Origin of the sequence: Rothia terrae (genome assembly GCF_012396615.1) — a bacterium.
Classification (GTDB): Bacteria; Actinomycetota; Actinomycetes; order Actinomycetales; family Micrococcaceae; genus Rothia; species Rothia terrae.
Genome location: NZ_JAAXPV010000011.1, coordinates 15570 through 33424 on the forward strand (window position 1 = coordinate 15570; position 17855 = coordinate 33424).

A 17855-nucleotide genomic window follows, 5' to 3' on the forward strand; every position below is an offset into this window, starting at 1 on the left:
ATGCTAAATCCTACTTAGAGACACCCTGACACTAAGCTTTCCTATCCAGTGTACTCTGAGTCACCACAAGAAAGCATTCTTGAATGTTTGATGCGTGAAACAAAGCGTCTTAATTGACGCGTCTCTTCCTCATATCAAACAACCCGATGCTGCACCTGATAGTCGATACGGCATCGGGTTATTCGTAACATTCTTTAGACAGCGCCAACAACGGGATGCGGTACGTACAGCTCCTGCAGATACTGGATATCTTCTTCGGTGAGGGAAACGTTTAGCGCGGCAACCGCGTCATCAAAGTATTTAGCTTTAGTTGCACCAATAATCGGCGAAGTAACTCCGACAGCCCACTGCCAGGCCAGTGCAATTTGTGACATTGAAACACCGTATTTAGTCGCAAGCTCATGCACTCGAGCGACCACCTTTGAATCAGCCTCTTGGGTGCTGTCGTACTTTGCTTGCGCGACCTTATCGGTCTTGCTCCGCAAAGTATCAGTGCTCCATTCAAGGCGGCTCAAGCGTCCGGCTGTCAAAGGACTATAAGGCATCAATGAGACATCAAACTACTGGCACACGGGAATGAGATCGCGTTCATCTTCTCTATTGGGCAGATTGTAGTGATTCTCCATGGCGCTAAACGCAGTCCAACCGTTATCACGAGCCGCAATCTGCATATTGTGGAACTGATAGCCGTACATGGCGGACGCACCCAAAGCACGAACCTTGCCCGCCTTGACCAGACCGTCCAAGGCTTCCATGGTCTCTTCAACGGGCGTGTTGTAATCAAAACGGTGAATGATATATAAATCCAGGTAGTCAGTTCCCAGACGATTCAAGGTTCCCTCAATCTCACGATTGATAGCTTTCTTGCTCAGCCCACCTTCGTTGAAATACACCTTGAACGCAATCACGAGATCCTCACGTCTAGCATGCTTTTCAGCGAGCGCCCTAGGTACTCCTCGCTCGTTCCGGCTGAGTACACGTTTGCGGTATCAAAGAAATTGATACCCAAATCTAAGGCGTACTTTATCAGCTCATCACTGGCTGACTCATCCAGCGTCCAATCGTGCATTGTTCCGGCTTCACCGAAACTCATGCACCCTACACAGAGTTTTGAGACTTCAAGTTCACTCGTTCCCAGTTTTGCGTATTTCATGGCAGTTCTTTCGCGTGTAGTTATAGGATCCGCCAGAAATGTATCGCTGTGAAACACTACATGACGCTCTAGGACCTAAGTTACTCCGGGTGAGCGAAGAGTGCCACCGTTTCAACATGGTGGGTGTTGGGGTACATGTCGAAGGCTTGGACATCTTTGAGCTCCCAGCCGTGTTCGCGCAAATAACCGGTATCGCGTCCCAAAGCTGCGGGGTCACACGCAACGTACACTATGCGCTTCGGTGCTAACGCGGTAAGACTTTCGATAACTTTCTTACCTACACCCTCGCGGGAAGGATCCATAATGACGGCATCCGGGGCAGGGGACTTTCCCGCTTGCACCTGAGATACTAGCTTGTGAAGATGCGCGCCAACATCAGATTTCACAACATCGATAACCGTATCTTTGCTATCAGCTAGGCGGGCGCGTCCGGACACAAAATTATCGCGAGCATTCGCACTGGTCAAAGGTGAGCCTTCTACCGATAGTACGCGTCCTTTACCGCCAACCTCAGCAGCCGCAACAGCCGTGAACAATCCAGTACCAGCGTAGAGATCGTACACGGTCTCCCCCGCGTTGAGATCAGCCATCTCAGCGACAGCTGCTGTCAGCGCTTCCGGTGCTGAACGGTGGATCTGCCAAAAACCGCCGGCAGAAACGTTCCATTCCAGACTCTCATCGCCCACAGAAAGTTCTTCGGTGAGTTCGGTAAACCCAGCACCGCGAACCGCAGATTCAGGGCGTTCTCCACGACGGCGCCCGCCCTTACGTTCGGCAGCAAAAACCAGCGAAATATTCTGCTTTTTCAGGTTGCCCCACAACTGTTCGCATTGCTTTTCAACATCATCAGCAACCTGACGCGGTGTAGCAGGTGCAACAACAGCAAAGCTCACCAGCACCTGCCCGGTAGACGATACCGCCACATCTACACGCTTGATGTTTTCAAGGTTGAGACGGTGAAGCTGCAAGCTATTAATGCGGGAATCAGCAAGAGGAAAATCCTGAACCTGTACGCGCTCCGACGAAGAATGACGGAACATACTAATTTTTCCATCGGCAACATTGAAGTAAACCCGAGTACGCCAGCCAAGATCCGAAGGCTCTAGCGCTTCAACGCGAAGCAACTTGAGCAAAGCTGAGTTTTCAGAGACTTTACCCAAGCGAACCAGCTGTTCCCGGATAACCTGTGCTTTAAGCTCCCGCTGATACTGAGGGGTGAGGTGGCCAAATTCCATACCGCCCACCGGATTTTCGTGCAGACCAGCATCCGCTAACGGCCACGGATGCTCTCGACGGTGTTCACTCGGGGTTTTTACCCCGATAGCATCTGCAAAAAAGAAACGTTTCTTAGGTCCGGTACCGGTGATTTTAGCTAAAACAGTCTCACCAATTGCCGTATGACGGACAAAAAATACTCGCCCACCGGCTCGAGCCACAAACGATCCACCGTGCGCGACCGCATCCGGTGTTAGCTCGAGGGTATCGCCCACCTCAAACTCGGTTACTTCGTGAGTTTCAGTCATTTCAACAATCCTTAGTGTTCAGCGGTGTACGTAGAAGTTTCAACGTGTGCCTCAACGGTGTGCTGACCCGGCGCACTGGTTCCTTCAAGTTGCCAGGGAACCGAGGCAATGACGATACCCTGTTCATAGCGGAGCTTGGCTTTCAGTCGATGCACAATACGACGGTGCAACAGTCTCTCCCACCAGTGCGGTACAACATACTCGGGCAGGTAAACCACGATTACATCGCGTGGAGTTTCTTCCCGTCGACGCTGAACATACTCGATAAACGGTTGAACAGCATCGCGAAATGGAGCATCCAGCACTACAAGCGGTACCGGAATCTCCAATGAACGCCACTGCTTCTGAGCTTCTTTAGCGCGCTTGGGATCCTGGTTAATGAGCACAGCTTCAATGGTCGAAGGACGCGTGGCTCGCGCATACGAAATAGCGCGCATCAGCGGCTTTCGAACGCGCGGCACGTAAACCACCGCGTGGACGCGAGAGGGCAAAGCACGTTGCTGTGCAAGCTCCGGCGCGTTGGCAGAAAGCTCAAGTTCCCGGTTGATGTCGTTGTAATGTTTACGCACTGCAAGCATTCCCTTCGAAAGCACCGCAATCACAATGAGTGTAATCCACGCACCGTGCGTGAGCTTGGTCAGTAGAACCACCCAAAACACGATGAACGTTGCAACAAAGCCCACTAAAGTGATGGCGAGTTGCCTAATGAGCGGGCGTCGTTTGTAGCGGTCGACGGTGAATTTAAAATCTCGCCAACGATACTTGATAATCGCTGCCTGTGTGAGCGTCATCGAGAGAAACACACCCACAATGTACAGCTGAATCAGCGTGTTCAGGTCTGCACCTAAAAGCGCCACCAACACCATCGAGCTGACACCGAGTATCAGGACGCTGTTGGCATGAAGGTGCGGTGATGTTTTAGTACGCAGGTGAACCGGCAGGTATCCTTTTTCGGCAATAGCGTTGGTGAGCTGTGGAAAGCCTGTAAAAGCGGTGATGATAGCAACCAAAAGCATAGCTACGGTGACAGCCACTAAAATCACCGGCATGACTGCTGAGGCGTAAACAGCCTCAGCCATCTGAATAAGAACAGGTACCTGGTAGAGACCGTCGCCCACGCTCATACCGTGAATTCTCAATTGAGAGGTATCGAGTACCGCCACCGCACCTGTAGCACGCACCATATACAGCACGCCGATGAGGAGTAACGCTGAGATACCGCCCATCATCATCATGGTGGCAGCAGCATTAGAAGCTTTAGGTTTTTTGAAAAAACGAACAGAATTACTCACGGTACTCACACCGGTCAGCGCTACTGCACCCGAGGAAAAAGTACGCATCATCAGAACAAACAGCGCAATACCATTCATCGCTGAACTAACGCCATCAGCCGGCACGACCTCCCACGAGCTAGTCGCCGCTTTTTCAAGTGTTCCGTTCAAATCCTGAAAATATCCGTACACCAGCGTGATGCTGATGATCAGCAAAAACGCATAGAGCGGCACAAAAGCAATGCGCCCTAAAAACCGTAAGCCGCGCAAACACAGAAGCATCATGACAGCAATCATTGCGATGGTCAGCGCACGCTCATGCCCGCGTAAATCGGGCACCACCGAGAGCACATAGCCCGATGCCGCCGATGCTGATACCGCCACGGTGAGCATAAAATCGACCATCAACGACGCGCCAGTTGCAACACCGGCAACTTTCCCCAATCGCTGCTGCACCAGCTCATAGTCACCGCCGGTAGCAATGGTTTTCAGGTTGTAACGGTAGGTTCCAACAACAATCAGAAGCACCAACGCGATAGCGAACCCCACCCACGGAGATGTCACCAGCGATGCACTGCCCGCAACAGCAAGCGTCATCACAATTTCATCGGGGGCATAAGATACCGATGAAACCCCGTCAGACCCGAAGAGCGGCAGGGCACGACGTTTGGGTAGCGCAACGGAAGCCACCTGACGATTGTCTACAGGGGTGCCCAGAAAAACCCGTCTTAAACGCTCTTGAACTCGTGCCACAGATACAAAGGTAGCCGGTTTTCAGAAAGTTGGCTAAGACCACGCCGACTCAATGCTCAGCGGTGATGAAACTAGCACGCTCAGGAACACGCATCGCCTTCCACCGGGTAGCAATCGCCTCAGATATACCAGCACGGTCTCAAGGACGGCGTTAAGGTAAGTACACTAGGTACTGCACAGAACATTTTCGTTTGCAAGGGGATACCGTTTTGCCACACTTCGTGATCATGGGCGCCGGACGCGTGGGCGTCATGCTTGCACACACGCTAGAAGATTCCGGACACACCGTCGCTATCATTGACCGCGACGAACGCGCTTTTCGACGTCTGCGAAGCGATTTCAGCGGCAAGAAGGTAACAGGCATCGGGTTTGACCGTGAAACCCTCAAAAGAGCCGGCATCGAAGACGCCTACGCTTTTGCAGCGGTTTCTTCTGGAGACAACTCAAACATTCTGTCCTCACGTGTAGCCCGCGAAACCTTCCGGGTGCCCCACGTTGTTGCCCGTATCTACGACCCCAACCGCGCGGAGTTCTTTCAACGACTCGGCATTCCCACCGTGGCAGCAGTGCGTTGGAGTACCGACCAAGTACTGCGACGCATCCTCCCCGAACAGGCAATGACAGGCGACTTCCGCGAAGCATCCGGACGCCTCATGCTAGCGGAGCTACAGTTACACGAAGACTGGACTGGCCACGCGCTGACCGATATCGAAGAAGCTGCGGGCGTCCGCATCGCCTATATCACCAGATTCGGCGAAGGTATTTTGCCCACCTCAGATACCAGCTACCAGCAGGGCGATATCATCCACGCAATGCTCCGCACCGACGATGTCAATGAAGTCTCTCGCATCCTAGCAACCGCGCCGGATGACGAAGAAGAAAACGTACGATAGGAGCTTTATCCATGCAGGTTATTATTATCGGCTCTGGCTCCGTTGGCTCTTCTATCGCCCGCGAATTACTGTCGCACGGACACCAGGTCACTATTATCGATGAAAAGCCCGAGGTCATTGGGCGCTCCCCCGATATTAAAAATGCTCACTGGCTGATTGGCGATGCGTGCGAGCTTTCAGTGCTCAAACAGTCACACCCAGAAACCTGTGACGTTATTGTTGCTGCGACCGGTGATGACAAATCAAACCTTGTGGTTTCTCTGATGGCGCGCAGCGAGTTCGGTGTTCCTCGCACCGTAGCGCGCGTCAATAACCCCAAGAATGAGTGGTTATTTGATGACTCGTGGGGTGTTGATGTTGCGGTATCTACCCCGCGACTTATGACAGCCCTAGTCGAAGAAGCTGTTGAAGTGGGCGATGTGGTTCGCCTTCTCACCCTGCAGACCGGCGGTGCCATGCTGGTGGAGTACACCGTTCCCATGGATCACCCGATTATTGGACACACCGTTGATAACGTTCAGTGGCCGGCAGAAACCACACTCACCGCGATTTTGCGTGATGGTACTCCCATCACTCCCACTGGCGATGACGTGATTGAAGGAGAGGACGAGCTCTTCTTCATCACAACCCCGGAGGGCGAAGAAGATATCAGGTTGCTCTTTAGCTAATGAATAACGACAAGACCCCGTGAGGACTTCAAACCTTCACGGGGTCTTGTTGTGGGCGGCTGCTTTTTACCGCTTACTCTTGGGGGAAGTCATAACCCACGTCAGCCATAGCACCGCAGCGTAAAGTGGCGTGCCCATCACCAAACGCGCAGCACCGAGAGCACCCACATGATCTGCCCAGTACAGCGGAACCTGTACCAGCAAACGGGCAACAAACATTGCGATGAGAACGAGAGTTGCTAGGGTATACGCTTTAACGCGCGCTGGGTTAGAACGCCAGGTGTCCTGCTCACCACGGATAAAGCTGTAAACATACCCAACGACGGGTAGTTTGAAAAGCAAAAGCAGAATCAGGCCAACAGCGTAGGCGAGGTTAATCCACAGTCCGGTGACGTAAAAGTCGGCCGCCTCGCCGCTGCGCAAAGCAACAAAAGCACAAATTGCCACACCCAGCAGACCGGAAACCGACTGCATGAGCGAGCCTTTCTGCATCAATCTCACCACAGAAAAGACCAATGCAACAGCACCCGCGATAAGCACCGACAGCATCAAATCTTTGGAGATCAAAAATGCCGATAGAAACAGCAGTCCCGGTGCAATAGCCTCAACGATGCCGCGCACGCCTCCTACCGCGTACAGAACATCCACGTCGCCGCTTTGTGTACGACGAATGTTGGAGGGGGCCTTGAAACTGGGCTTCTCGGTTTCACTCATCTAGCGAATTCACTTTCTCGTTTATCGACGCGAGGGAATAATCTCATACCGCGGGTTGTACATAGTGGCGGGACGCATACGGGTGGAGAGCAGGCCATTACACCTAATCTCTGTGCCAGCAGCAATACCGGGAACACTGCGTTGACCATGCCAAATCAGCAATAACCTGCTTCCCTGCTTTAAGGGAGAGTACTCAGGAAGTTTGAGGGCGGACTTGGAAGACTCAGGATGCGGCGCACGCTCGTGAGCTACAGCAGTTTGGTCTTCATCGGCATCCGGTTCTTCCGAGAAATCACCGCTGGTCTCAATCGCGGGAAGCCCCGTCATGAGGGTACGAGTTTTAGACAGCGAGACAGGACGCGACTTTGTCACGATAAGCTCGGCTTCATACCTCAGCGGTTCTCCCGGCGCTGAAAATCGTACCTGGCTAACGCGTCCGGCAACGCGAGCGCGAAAACGTTCAGGGTATTTATCCAGCGCCTGAGGCTGTGTATGAACCATTATTTAGCGTACTTCAGCAATCTCGGGGCCGCGCTCGGGCATCTCTAAATCAGCGTTCTGAGGCGTTGCAGCTTCTGGTTGCGCTTGGGCAGGCATGGACAGTGGCAACAAATCTCGCGGGGGCATGGGATCTTCACCGCGGTGTACCACCATGGTCTTGAAAATCTTTTCCATCTCGGCGCGCGCTGATGTATCGGTGTGGGCGGTACCGGTGAAAACACCGCGTAGGAACCATCGGGGGCCATCAACGCCGACAAAGGTTGCCACACGTGCGCCCTTACGGCCATCCGGAGTGGTTACTGGAATCTGAGACTTCAGTTCTTTGCCCAAGGAACCGTCAACTTCTTCGATGTTGCCGCCCTGCGCACGAACAGATTCTGCAATTTCCGAACGAATCTCATCCCAAATGCCGCGGCTCTTGGGAGCTGCAAAAGCCTGCACCTGCAAAACAGCTTTATCCTTTTGCAAAGTTACTGCAATAACATTTTGGGTTTTATCTTCAACTTCCAATCGCAAAGCGACTTCAGGATGCGGCTTAATGAGCAAAGATCCAAGGTCAAGGTAACTATCGGTGCCCGACTTTTCATCGGTATCGTACGGGCCATTGGCACGGTCAAATTCGGTGCGCTCTTCAGCTACAGCTGTAGGGGCGGCAGTATCATCAGCGCGCATATCGGGATCATCGTTGATCTGCGCCTGTGCTTGCTCTACTGCAGTTTCTTGAACCTCAGCGTCCTCGTTTTTCTTCTTGCGTCCAAACCCAAACATACAACTCCTAAAGGGTCGGTCAGAGACTTTATCTTTATTCTGGCTCTAAGCTACACCGGTTGAGCCAAAACCGGTGGCTCCTCGCGGTGTTTCATCAAGTTCATCTACCGGCTCAAAAAGCACATATTCATATTTTTGAACCACGAGCTGAGCGATGCGGTCGCCTCGTTTAACCTCGAAAGGTTCGGTGAGGTCAGTATTCAAGAGAGTCACCATCAACTCGCCGCGGTAACCACTATCAACTGTTCCGGGTGCATTGACGATGGTAATGCCGTGCTTTGCAGCAAGCCCCGAACGCGGGTGCACCAACCCCACGTATCCCTCAGGCAGAGCAATAGCGACACCGGTGGGAATCAAGGCTCGTTCGCCGGGCTTGAGGGTAATATCCACGCGGGATCGTAAGTCAGCGCCCGCATCCCCGTGCTGTGCGTAGGCAGGTGCTGCCAACTCGGGGTCTAACATTTTGATGTGTACTGTCAGCTGTTTATTCACACCAGCCACTGTACTAAACGTTCATGAAGAAACACCATGTGTTAGTAGTGAACCTGAGGAATGAGGCACCAACCACAGCCATACTCGCATCTTTTTATCAGTCTCAGCGGTGCTATGTTCAACAGGTTAGAATTGAACTACACGCTCAAGATGCCGACTGAAGGCACATTCTGTAAGTTTCAAGTAATGATTGGTGTAGTACATGAGCACTTCGACGTCATCGGTTCTTTACCAAGAACGCCTCACGCCCAGCACAGGGCTATGGGTAGGTGTTCTCGGAGCTGGAGTCGCGAGCTTTTTAGTAGGTGCACCCATCAACATTATGGCCGGCGTCATCGCTGGTGTGATTGTAGCTGTACTGCTCGGGTTTATTCTCTATAGTTCCTCCCCCACCATCACCATTACCGATGATATTTTGCGGGTAGGACGCGCCGCTATTGAACGCGAGCACGTGGGTGTTGCCGAGGGCTTCCGCGGTGAAGCTTCTCGAGTTATCTCAGGCCCTGAACTCGATGGCCGCGCATTTATGTGTTTCCGCGGATGGATTGAGCCCAAAGTGAGGATCCAAATTACCGATAAGGCCGACCCCACGCCCTACTGGATTGCATCAACCCGCCATCCCGAACGCATCGTTGAAATTCTCAATGAGAACATCGGCAACAGCGAGCTAGAGCGGTATCAGCAAGAGATGCAACGCGAGCACGAACAGCGCATGCTACTCACCCACGAAGCTCGCTCGCAGGCTCAAGAATCATAATTATTAAAAAATAAATGCCGGTAGCTAACTACCGGCATTTTTTATATCTCAGGCTATCAATTAGCCCTCACACTCAACGCAGTACTTCAGTGCGCCTTCTTCACGTGCAATCTGTGAACGGTGGCGTACAAGGAAGCAAGACGCGCAAGTGAACTCATCTTCCTGAGCAGGAAGAACAACGACGTTCAGCTCTTCGTTAGAGAGATCTGCACCCGGAAGCTCAAAGCTTTCTGCCGCTGCGTTTTCGTCTTCATCAACCGCGCCGGACTGCATTTCTGAGCGGTGCGCATTCAGTTCTTCGATGGACTCTTCACTGTTTTCGTCCTGCTTACGAGGCGCATCGTAATCTGTTGCCAAGGTGTTTCACGCTTTCTTCAGTGTGAGGCCTGAATGTGCCAACCGGCAAATTCCAGGGCGGATCTTTGTAATCTGTGCGATGCCCCTTTTCAGCGGTGCAAACCACTGAAAAGTGTTGGGGTAACGCGTAGCATTTTTCACTATTAAATTAGTTTTGTCTAGTTGAGATTCTTGTTGATCTGATTGTTTCTTCACACAGCGAACATTGCGTGTTGAGACTGAGGTTCTTGGGCTCGTAGACGGATTGTCCGCCCGCCTACTAAGCATGGGTTACTTTTATGTTTTTTCTCTCCTACAGACTAGGGACTCCCTCACAAACAGTGGCGGGTCGGGGATTCCGGGTGTCGACATGGCTCAGGATGCGGTGGAACTAAGAACAGCGCAAGAGAGCAATATAAATGCACGCGCCGGTGCCCCTTAGTCAAATCTTTGAACCTTCACTTCAGATTTATTATTTTGAGGGCTTCAACGAAAGATTTAACATTAATGTTTGGCTGAACTATGCGCCGTACAAATAAAAGTACCCTTGCCCCCGGTAATCTTTTGTAAAGATATATCTCGCGACCACAAACACTTCAAAGGAGTCTTCATGCTCAACCTGCGCCTGGTGGGAATCCACGATGACGGAGAAAGTCTTGTTCTTGAAGCACAAGACGGCACTTCATATCGCCTACCCATCGACCAAAACCTGCGCACCAGCATCACCAAGGCTCGTCGCGCTCAGCCCGCACGCGCACTGGGTTCCAACGGAGTTTTTGGTCCGCGCGATATTCAGATTCGTTTTCGACAGGGTGCTTCGGTCGAAGAAATCGTTGCAGAATCAGGTTGGGAAGCCAACCGCGTCCGCCGCTATGAGTGGCCCATTCTTGCGGAGCGCTCCAACATCATCCAGTCTGCTCAGAACGTGGTAATTTCGGCAGCCACTGCCGGACGTCGATCAGCCGATCACACCGCTCGTCCCTTGCGCGAACACATTGCCCACGTAGCTGAAAACTATGGTTTCTCCCCGGACGACGCGCAGTGGACCACCTGGCAGCAGGAATCAGGTCAGTGGACTGTCAGTGTCGATTTTGAGTTTGCCTCAGAGGTTCGCGACGCTCTACCGCGCAACGCAGAATTCCCTGCCCGTTGGACGTACAACCCCGCCAACCAGAGTATCTACGCCTCCAACGAAGCAGCGTACTTCCTCATGGGACGCGACAACACCGGCGATGGCCCTCTGCCCGGCATTGGCGCACATGATGACAAGGACGCTCCGGTTCAGGTCGACGAGCCAAAAATTTCAGAGGTGCGAGTACCTCACAACCCCGCCCACAATGAGCTGTTGGACGAGCTAGCTGCCCGACGCGGCACTCCTCACGCTAACACCGTCGCTCGCCCGAATACCGACGAGTCAGAGACTCAGAAAACCTCCTCCACCTTCTTCTCGTCATCTTCACCTAAGCGCGGCACCCCCAACGAACGTAAATTGGCTGAGCTGCTCGAACGCGCCCGCCATTCCTCAACACGCACCGCACCTGCTCAAGCAGAGTCCGCACCTCACCACGAGATTCAGCCTGTTCCCGCGGTACTTAACCAGAACAAGAACGCTTCAGCAACTGACGATGCCGCCTTGTCCTCAAGCGATGAACAGGGGGAAAACCAGTCAGCACCTGCAGAAGAACAGGCCCTCAGTACTGAATCGGTGGATGTAGAACACCTTGACACTTCTCATGACGCGGCCAGTGAAGCTACAGACAAGAGCGAATCAACAGAAGAGTCATCACAGAATCAGCAATCAGAAACTTCAGCACCCGCTGCGGAAGAAGAAACCTCTGGTCAGAACACTAATACCCACAATTCATTAGACTCTTCTGTTACCGACTCGTTTACTTCACATGATTCAGATGATGCCGAAAGCACTGATTCCGGCGCAAACACTGAGGAATCTGAGGCAACAAATTCATTAGGTGACGCATCACAGAACAGTGTCGAAGAAACAAAAAAGGACGTAGACTTGGTAAATAAGTCTGCCGAAGAAGAGGCAGAGCCGAAGCTCAGCGCGCGTCCAAACCGCTCAAAGCGTACCTCAGTACCGAGCTGGGACGACATTATTTTCGGCAACCAGCGCCGCTAACATACGGCGCTTACAACAGTTTCATACACAGTCAGGCACACTAACTCTATGAATTCTTCACGCAACGCTACATCGGGTGATCACCACTTCGATGAACCTGCTGACCCCACGGTTCCTTTCGAATCACCGGCAGCAGGTCTTGAGGATTCTGAAGCAACTCAGCCCCTTGCCCCGCTGGCAGATGGCTACGAGTATGTTTCGGAGGACGGCACCGCTGAAGAAGCTGATTTTGCAACCGCCGAGGATGCGTCGTTAGGAATGGCGTTGCTGGCGCGCGGTGAGACGTATGAAAAACGCTCACTCCGCGAGAAGTTAGCCGATCAGGTAGAGGCTCGAGCCGCTGCCCAAGAAGCCAAGGAGCGAGATAAAGAAGAACGGAAGCGACGGGCTGCTATTGCTGCACCCGCAGCACCTGTCGCCGCGTCCTCGGTGGCTGCCTCGCGTCCTGCTCCTGGTTTGCCGCAGGGACCTTCATCCAGTGAGTATGAGAGCTCTCGCTCCAATAGAAAATATGCTCTGCTGGGAGCTCTCGGTGTTCTTGTAGTAGGTGCCGGTGCGGCTATAGGCATGATGCTGTCGCAAGATTCCAATGATCGCTCCGTGGCGGCACCTGCTTCGAGCAACTCAGCATCGCCCTCGCAAAAGTCTTCGCCCACGCGAACACCTCAGCCCGCATCAACCAGTAGCTTTGTGCCTGAGGTGACTGAGACGTATGTACCTCCGGTTGTTGAGGAACCCGTAGCGCCCGTTGAAGAGCAACCGGCTCCAGTGCAGGGAGCTCCCGTAGAACAAGCTCCTGTTCAACAGACACCTGCCCCGGTACAAACGGTTGCTCCGGCACCGACAACCGCCGCGCCGGTGCCTACCACCGAAGCTCCGGCTGAATCCTCAGCTCCCGCTTCTGCAGAACCCAGTGAGGCACCTGCACCCGCCACCACACAGGCGCCAGCGCCCACCACTGCTGAAGCTCCGGCTCAGACTCAGCCTGCCCAACAAGCCCCCAGCGCTCCTGCAGCAACTCAGCAAGAAGCACCCGCGGCTACCCAGAACGCGCCTGCCGCTGCTACTCAGGCAGTTCAAACTCCCGCTCAATAAGAGCATAAAAAATAGCCTTGAAAAGCTATCTCGCTTTTCAAGGCTATTTTTTTATGCCCCAGTCGGCAACACCAATAGGGGAACCTGCGTTTCGTTCTCGGTGAGTGATCCGTGTTGGCCCACCATTTTCAAAGCGTGCGGTTTGAAATGTCGCATATCGTACAGAGCGTAATCTTCACGGCAAGCGATGAGAATATCGCCGATGCGAGCGCGCGCCTGATCGCTCAGGTGCTCTCCGAAGAGACCTTCACGGTAGGCGTCCTCAGTATCGATGACCCACGCGATATCGCCGTAGGCGGCGTCCCATGCTTTAAGCGTTGCTTGTTTCGCTTGGGTTGATGAGTCTTTGAGGTAAAGCTGAACCATTCGAGGTTCACCTGCCGTGAGCTCAACGTTTTCCAACAGTTCGGTGCGATCTGAGTAGTCAATACGTTGCGGTTCTGGGATATCAACCATGCCGTGGTCTGCGGTCAACACCAGCAAGACGTGGGCTGGTAAGCGTTCTGCAAGCCGGCGCATATGCAGGTTGAGTTCTTCAACCTGTTCGATCCATTCCTGAGAGTCCACACCGTATCGGTGGCCAGCTTGGTCAATTTCACCCCAGTACATGTATACAAGCGAGGGCTTGCGGGCTGAAAGAATACTGTGTGCCATAGTGACGCGTGCACTGGCTGTTTGTGCATGGATAAAGCGTCCGCCGCGCAGTCCGGCTTCGCTCAAACCTGTCCCCTGATATTTTGAAAGCGATACGGTGGCGACGTCGCACTGATTTTCATAGCGCTCAAAAACTGTTGGGTAGGGTTGCCAGCTGTGCGGGTCAACGTTTTTATCCCAGCCAGAGAGCTGGTTCATGACCTGGTTATTATCCGGGTTGCGAACCTCATAGCCTGCAACGCCATGAGTTCCCGGCGCGAGTGAGGTGCCGAAGGAGGTTAAGGACGCTGCAGTGGTTGAAGGGATTGCTGAATGAAGCGGGCCTAACGAGGGAACTTTCTTCAGGTAGGGTGCATAAGATCCGTAGCGTCTGAGCAGGTTTTCGCCAAAACCGTCGACCATCACAACGCATACGCTTCGATAAGAATCCGGGTTCAGCCCTGCATCCTTCAAGCGCTGGTAAAGCTCGAGGGTATCGTGCTGACCTGCACCGAGAGTTGGGTGGTCTTGCGGGGTCAGGGAGCGCTGGGCAACGAGTGTTGCGGCAGATTCAAAGAGGTCAGCCACATTATTAGCTGCGTAATGCGGCGCAGTAGGGACGGGAGTTCCGCGAAAGTCTGTGAGCGTCATTATTTTGTTGCTTTCATGTGAGCTTTGCGAAGGGCGGAGGCGAATTTCTGGGCGCTTATAATTGCTGCGGCGCCGTCTGCACTGGCAGAAACACGCACCATGATGTCTTCTCTGACGGCTGATCCGGTGTACCCGTGTTCTGCAGCGCAGTGTGGGTCTGGGCAATCAGCTGGACCAGCATCGATGCGTTGGGAGCCTGTCCATGCAATCGAAAGTTGTAGCTCGCTGGCGCGCATACCGGGTGCGTAGTGCTGAGGTTGCAGGTAGGTCAGGTTTGAGGTGACGGTACCCAGTCGACGCAAGGGAACGATTTCTGAGTTGATATGGGCAGCTACGATAGAGCCCTCTTCATCCAGTTGCTGATCATCGAGATGCGCCACCAAAAGATGGGTATCGGTGAGAACTAAAACAGTGATGTGGCGGTGAACTTCTTCCCTGTCAATGTGGGTTTCAAGCTGCACCAGATGCGAGATGATTTCATCTGGCTCGAATACTGTAGCCACCTCGTCCAGCACCAATTCTGGGTAGAATCCAGCTCGCTTGATATCTTGTACCAGTTCTCGGATGGGCGGAACATTCTGACTCATCGGTCTCTTTCAGTTGCTGATGACGTGGTAATCTCACCTTATTTTACGCGGTGGCGCAAGCACCTGCCGTTTTGGGTTAGCTGCTCATTGTACGTCGGGCTGAATCGGTGCGCTGTTGCGGGTTTCCTAGTTTCATGTGGCACGCGACAACGGTGAGTTCTTCTGCGGCAACCATAATGGGGTTGAGTTCGAGGTGAGCGATTTCAGGGTGATTATCTTTGAGGGATGCTACCTTGGCGATGAGGTCTTGAAGTTTATCGACTCGCACGGCAGGTACTCCGCTGCTCCCCCACAGTTTGATGGCCGCCTTGGGGGTGCGCATCATGGTGTCGATGTCGTTAGACGTCAGTGGCGGAATACCGTGTGCCCAGTCATCCAGAAGGACGGTCGCATCCCCTGCCATGCCGAAGGAAACAACGGGACCCAGCAGAGGGTCTTCGAGTGCTCTCAGCACCGCAGTTTGACCGCCGGGTGCCTGTCGTTGCACCATCAAATCGAAGGTGCCAAAAGGGCTGAGCGAGCGATGCATCTGCTCAATTTCGCGCTCAAGCTCTTGGTCTGATTCGATGCCCAGACGTACGCCTCCGAGGTCGATGCGCCGCGCCATTTCAATATCTGTTGTTTTGAGGACGACGGGGTAACCTCCGAGCTCTTGCACGGCCAGCTGAGCTTCTTCAACAGTTTCAAATGCGATAGACCTTAGCAGGCTTATTCCGTAGCTTTCAAGGATGCGGGCAGTAGCTTCTTGGTCAATGTCGAGAAGTTCTTCACCAGCTACGGACGGCATTAGCTCATTGATGAGTCGTTGAGCGGTTGCGGGCGATGCACCGTCGGGAAGCTCTGGAGTTCCTGATTCGCTGGTGCGCCATTGGACGTAGTTCATGACCGATGCCATAGCGTGAACAGCCTGCCCTGCGGATTCGAAACAGGGCAACCCTAGGATACTCGTTGTATCGTTAGCTGTATTGTCAGGGTCTTCTTCATTATCTGCAACTAATTCATCGGTGTCAGTTGCAACAGATGCGTCCTTAAAGATTCCGCGTAGCACCTTGTGTTGCTCAGCGATTCCAGGGAACGAAGCCACCACAGGTTTGCCGCTGTCTTGAGAGCATTTGAGCAAAACCGTTGCAATCTCCTCGGCTGATACGGTGTGAGAGGGCATAAATGCCGCGAAAGCCGCGTCGATATCTGCGCCTTCTAGCGAACTCATAACAATGTCATACAGCACGTCCAAACCATCGTGTGCCAGGTCAATTTTTGCTTCCGAATTCTTGACTTCCACCCCGTAACGGGTAGCGCGCTCTGCAATGAGTTGTCCCAACGCATGAGCGTTAGACACCACAGCGACTCGGTTACCTTGAGGTAATGGCTGAGTCACAAGAATCTGACAGATATCAAGCATCTGGTCTACGGTGTCAGCGCGTATAACACCGGATTGCGCGAACATAGAGTCCAGCGCTTTTGCAGGAGCAATAGAAGTACGACCTGAATGCCCCGGTGGCAGCTGGCTACCTGTCACCTCATTAGTCGCAACCACTACTGGTTTAATGCGTGCAAGCCTGCGGGCAATTCGGCTAAATTTACGTGGGTTACCTATAGATTCTAGATAAAGTCCGCAGACCTCGGTAGCGTTATCGTCCTCCCAATACTGCATCAGATCGTTGCCCGAAACATCTGCACGGTTACCAGCAGATACCAGAGTAGACACACCAATGCCACGACGCACCGCCGAGTTAGACAGCAAGAGCCCCAGGGCTGACGACTGGGTGAAAATTCCGAGACTACCGGATACCGGGTCATGCTCGGTAAGCGTCAGGTCAAGTTTAATGTCGGTCGCCGTATTGATAACACCAAACGACGCCGGGCCAATCAGCCGCATCCCATAGGTACGCGCTACACGGACCAGTGTTTTTTGGCGAGTACGTCCGCGCGCACCATCGTCGGCGTAACCTGTAGTCATCACGACGGCACCGCGCACCCCGGCGCGTCCGCACTGTTCAACTAGACCTTGAACCCGGTCAATCGGCGCATCGATGACAGCGATATCCACGGTATCTTCTATAGTTTCGAAGGACGCGTGTACCGGATATTTCTGTTCTCTAATATCTCCCGGGCACACCGCAAATAGATCACCGGTAAAACCTTCGCTCGCGATGTTGTCCATCAGTTTCCCGGCCCCGGACTCCCACGTGCTGGGATCCCCCATAACCACTACCGTTTGCGGTGCCAATAGCTCAGCAATGGAGCGAGCCTCAGCACGGTGTTCACGAGCCTCCATCACCTGTCGAGACCTCTCCGTAGGATCAATTTCAAACTGAACGTTGACAAACCCGTCATCGAGCTCACGTTTAACCTCGTACCCGGCGTCTTTGAACACGTTGAGCATCTTACGGTTTTGAGGCAAAACTTCAGCTGAGAAACGGACAATCCCCCGTTCCTTAGCAGCCGCCGCTAAGTGCTCCAACAAAATTGATCCGATCCCGCGCCCCTGATGCGCATCGGAAATCATGAAGGCTACCTCAGCTTCCTCTGGCACATGACTGCGATCGTATCTTCCAATACCAATCATTTCGTCGCCTAGAAAAAGCACGAATGCCACACGGTCATTGTGGTCAACCGTCGTAAAACGGGTAAGTTCTTTATCGCTGAGTTTCGGCTTGTACCCAAAGAAACGCAGGTAAATCGTTTTCTCAGACTGCCCGGCATACATGGTTTCTAGCGCCTCGCGGTCTGTGGGCACCACCGGGCGCAAATGAGCCGTGGCGCCATCGCGCAAAACTACATCAGCTTCCCAATGCGCTGGGTAAATGAAAGGAATCTCTGCCGTTGTTGGGTTCTTGGGGCTCGAGGGCTTAGAGGTGCTCACGTTAGGACCTTTACTCAGGCTAATAGTAATAACCACCATCCTAGCAAGCTGTGGCGC

The 17855-nt window shown here is 53.2% G+C and carries 15 protein-coding genes and 1 pseudogene; 5 read left to right on the forward strand and 11 right to left on the reverse strand.

The window, feature by feature from the left end; translation table 11 throughout:
* Positions 1–194 precede the first annotated feature (194 nt).
* From HF984_RS07185 to HF984_RS07195, 3 genes and pseudogenes are all read right to left on the reverse strand, one after another.
* A pseudogene (locus HF984_RS07185) lies at positions 195–1153 on the reverse strand (aldo/keto reductase).
* Between the two features lie 80 nt (positions 1154–1233).
* Positions 1234–2676, reverse strand: coding sequence for a class I SAM-dependent RNA methyltransferase (locus HF984_RS07190; RefSeq protein ID WP_168615003.1), 1443 nt, complete (start codon positions 2674–2676; stop codon positions 1234–1236).
* An 11-nt stretch (positions 2677–2687) separates the two neighbouring features.
* Entirely contained in the window at positions 2688–4637 is a 1950-nt protein-coding gene (locus tag HF984_RS07195; protein ID WP_168615004.1) for an amino acid permease, read from the reverse strand.
* A gap of 272 nt (positions 4638–4909) precedes the next feature.
* Here HF984_RS07195 and HF984_RS07200 point away from each other — a divergent pair, with 272 nt between their 5' ends.
* A complete protein-coding gene (locus HF984_RS07200) occupies positions 4910–5593 on the forward strand; it encodes a potassium channel family protein (protein ID WP_168615005.1) in 684 nt (227 codons plus the stop codon).
* An 11-nt stretch (positions 5594–5604) separates the two neighbouring features.
* A complete protein-coding gene (locus HF984_RS07205) occupies positions 5605–6261 on the forward strand; it encodes a potassium channel family protein (protein ID WP_168615006.1) in 657 nt (218 codons plus the stop codon).
* Positions 6262–6327: 66 nt separating this feature from the next.
* Here the strand turns inward: HF984_RS07205 and HF984_RS07210 are convergent, their stop codons facing one another.
* The 4 genes from HF984_RS07210 to dut are packed head-to-tail and all read right to left on the reverse strand — an operon-like array spanning position 6328 to position 8736.
* Positions 6328–6975, reverse strand: a complete 648-nt coding sequence (locus HF984_RS07210; RefSeq protein ID WP_168615007.1) for a DUF3159 domain-containing protein — start codon at positions 6973–6975, stop codon at positions 6328–6330.
* Between the two features lie 21 nt (positions 6976–6996).
* Complete coding sequence (locus HF984_RS07215) at positions 6997–7476, reverse strand: asparaginase (RefSeq protein ID WP_168615008.1); 480 nt, start codon at positions 7474–7476, stop codon at positions 6997–6999.
* A gap of 3 nt (positions 7477–7479) precedes the next feature.
* On the reverse strand, positions 7480–8244 hold the full coding sequence (locus HF984_RS07220; protein ID WP_168615009.1) for a DUF3710 domain-containing protein: 765 nt from the start codon (positions 8242–8244) through the stop codon (positions 7480–7482).
* Between the two features lie 45 nt (positions 8245–8289).
* Positions 8290–8736, reverse strand: a complete 447-nt coding sequence (dut, locus tag HF984_RS07225; protein ID WP_228008037.1) for a dUTP diphosphatase — start codon at positions 8734–8736, stop codon at positions 8290–8292.
* A gap of 202 nt (positions 8737–8938) precedes the next feature.
* Here dut and HF984_RS07230 point away from each other — a divergent pair, with 202 nt between their 5' ends.
* Positions 8939–9493 carry a DUF3093 domain-containing protein gene (locus HF984_RS07230; RefSeq protein WP_168615010.1) on the forward strand — a complete coding sequence of 185 codons (555 nt, stop codon included), beginning with the start codon at positions 8939–8941 and terminating at the stop codon, positions 9491–9493.
* A gap of 60 nt (positions 9494–9553) precedes the next feature.
* Here HF984_RS07230 and HF984_RS07235 read toward each other — a convergent pair whose 3' ends face one another.
* Positions 9554–9850, reverse strand: coding sequence for a DUF4193 domain-containing protein (locus HF984_RS07235; protein WP_168615011.1), 297 nt, complete (start codon positions 9848–9850; stop codon positions 9554–9556).
* Positions 9851–10439: 589 nt separating this feature from the next.
* On the opposite strand from HF984_RS07235, the gene sepH reads away from it, so the two are divergent.
* Positions 10440–11966, forward strand: coding sequence for a septation protein SepH (sepH, locus tag HF984_RS07240; RefSeq protein ID WP_168615012.1), 1527 nt, complete (start codon positions 10440–10442; stop codon positions 11964–11966).
* Positions 11967–12014: 48 nt separating this feature from the next.
* Positions 12015–13061, forward strand: coding sequence for a hypothetical protein (locus tag HF984_RS07245; RefSeq protein WP_168615013.1), 1047 nt, complete (start codon positions 12015–12017; stop codon positions 13059–13061).
* Positions 13062–13112: 51 nt separating this feature from the next.
* Here HF984_RS07245 and HF984_RS07250 read toward each other — a convergent pair whose 3' ends face one another.
* The 3 genes from HF984_RS07250 to HF984_RS07260 all read right to left on the reverse strand — a co-directional run bounded on the left by HF984_RS07250 (position 13113) and on the right by HF984_RS07260 (position 17798).
* Entirely contained in the window at positions 13113–14345 is a 1233-nt protein-coding gene (locus tag HF984_RS07250) for an alkaline phosphatase family protein (RefSeq protein WP_168615014.1), read from the reverse strand.
* On the reverse strand, positions 14345–14932 hold the full coding sequence (locus HF984_RS07255; protein ID WP_168615015.1) for a DUF5998 family protein: 588 nt from the start codon (positions 14930–14932) through the stop codon (positions 14345–14347). Before HF984_RS07255 ends, HF984_RS07250 begins: the two co-directional genes overlap by 1 nt.
* A 76-nt stretch (positions 14933–15008) precedes the next feature.
* Positions 15009–17798 carry a bifunctional acetate--CoA ligase family protein/GNAT family N-acetyltransferase gene (locus HF984_RS07260; protein ID WP_343947371.1) on the reverse strand — a complete coding sequence of 930 codons (2790 nt, stop codon included), beginning with the start codon at positions 17796–17798 and terminating at the stop codon, positions 15009–15011.
* Positions 17799–17855: the final 57 nt, after the last annotated feature.

Excerpts from the sequence above, each read along its gene's own strand:
- HF984_RS07190 (WP_168615003.1), bottom strand. The coding sequence starts at position 2,676 with ATGACTGAAACTCACGAAGTAACCGAGTTTGAGGTGGGCGATACCCTC.
- HF984_RS07255 (WP_168615015.1), bottom strand. The coding sequence starts at position 14,932 with ATGAGTCAGAATGTTCCGCCCATCCGAGAACTGGTACAAGATATCAAG.
- HF984_RS07205 (WP_168615006.1), top strand. The coding sequence starts at position 5,605 with ATGCAGGTTATTATTATCGGCTCTGGCTCCGTTGGCTCTTCTATCGCC.
- HF984_RS07215 (WP_168615008.1), bottom strand. The coding sequence starts at position 7,476 with ATGGTTCATACACAGCCTCAGGCGCTGGATAAATACCCTGAACGTTTT.
- HF984_RS07210 (WP_168615007.1), bottom strand. The coding sequence starts at position 6,975 with ATGAGTGAAACCGAGAAGCCCAGTTTCAAGGCCCCCTCCAACATTCGT.
- HF984_RS07220 (WP_168615009.1), bottom strand. The coding sequence starts at position 8,244 with ATGTTTGGGTTTGGACGCAAGAAGAAAAACGAGGACGCTGAGGTTCAA.
- HF984_RS07230 (WP_168615010.1), top strand. The coding sequence starts at position 8,939 with ATGAGCACTTCGACGTCATCGGTTCTTTACCAAGAACGCCTCACGCCC.
- HF984_RS07250 (WP_168615014.1), bottom strand. The coding sequence starts at position 14,345 with ATGACGCTCACAGACTTTCGCGGAACTCCCGTCCCTACTGCGCCGCAT.
- HF984_RS07245 (WP_168615013.1), top strand. The coding sequence starts at position 12,015 with ATGAATTCTTCACGCAACGCTACATCGGGTGATCACCACTTCGATGAA.
- sepH (WP_168615012.1), top strand. The coding sequence starts at position 10,440 with ATGCTCAACCTGCGCCTGGTGGGAATCCACGATGACGGAGAAAGTCTT.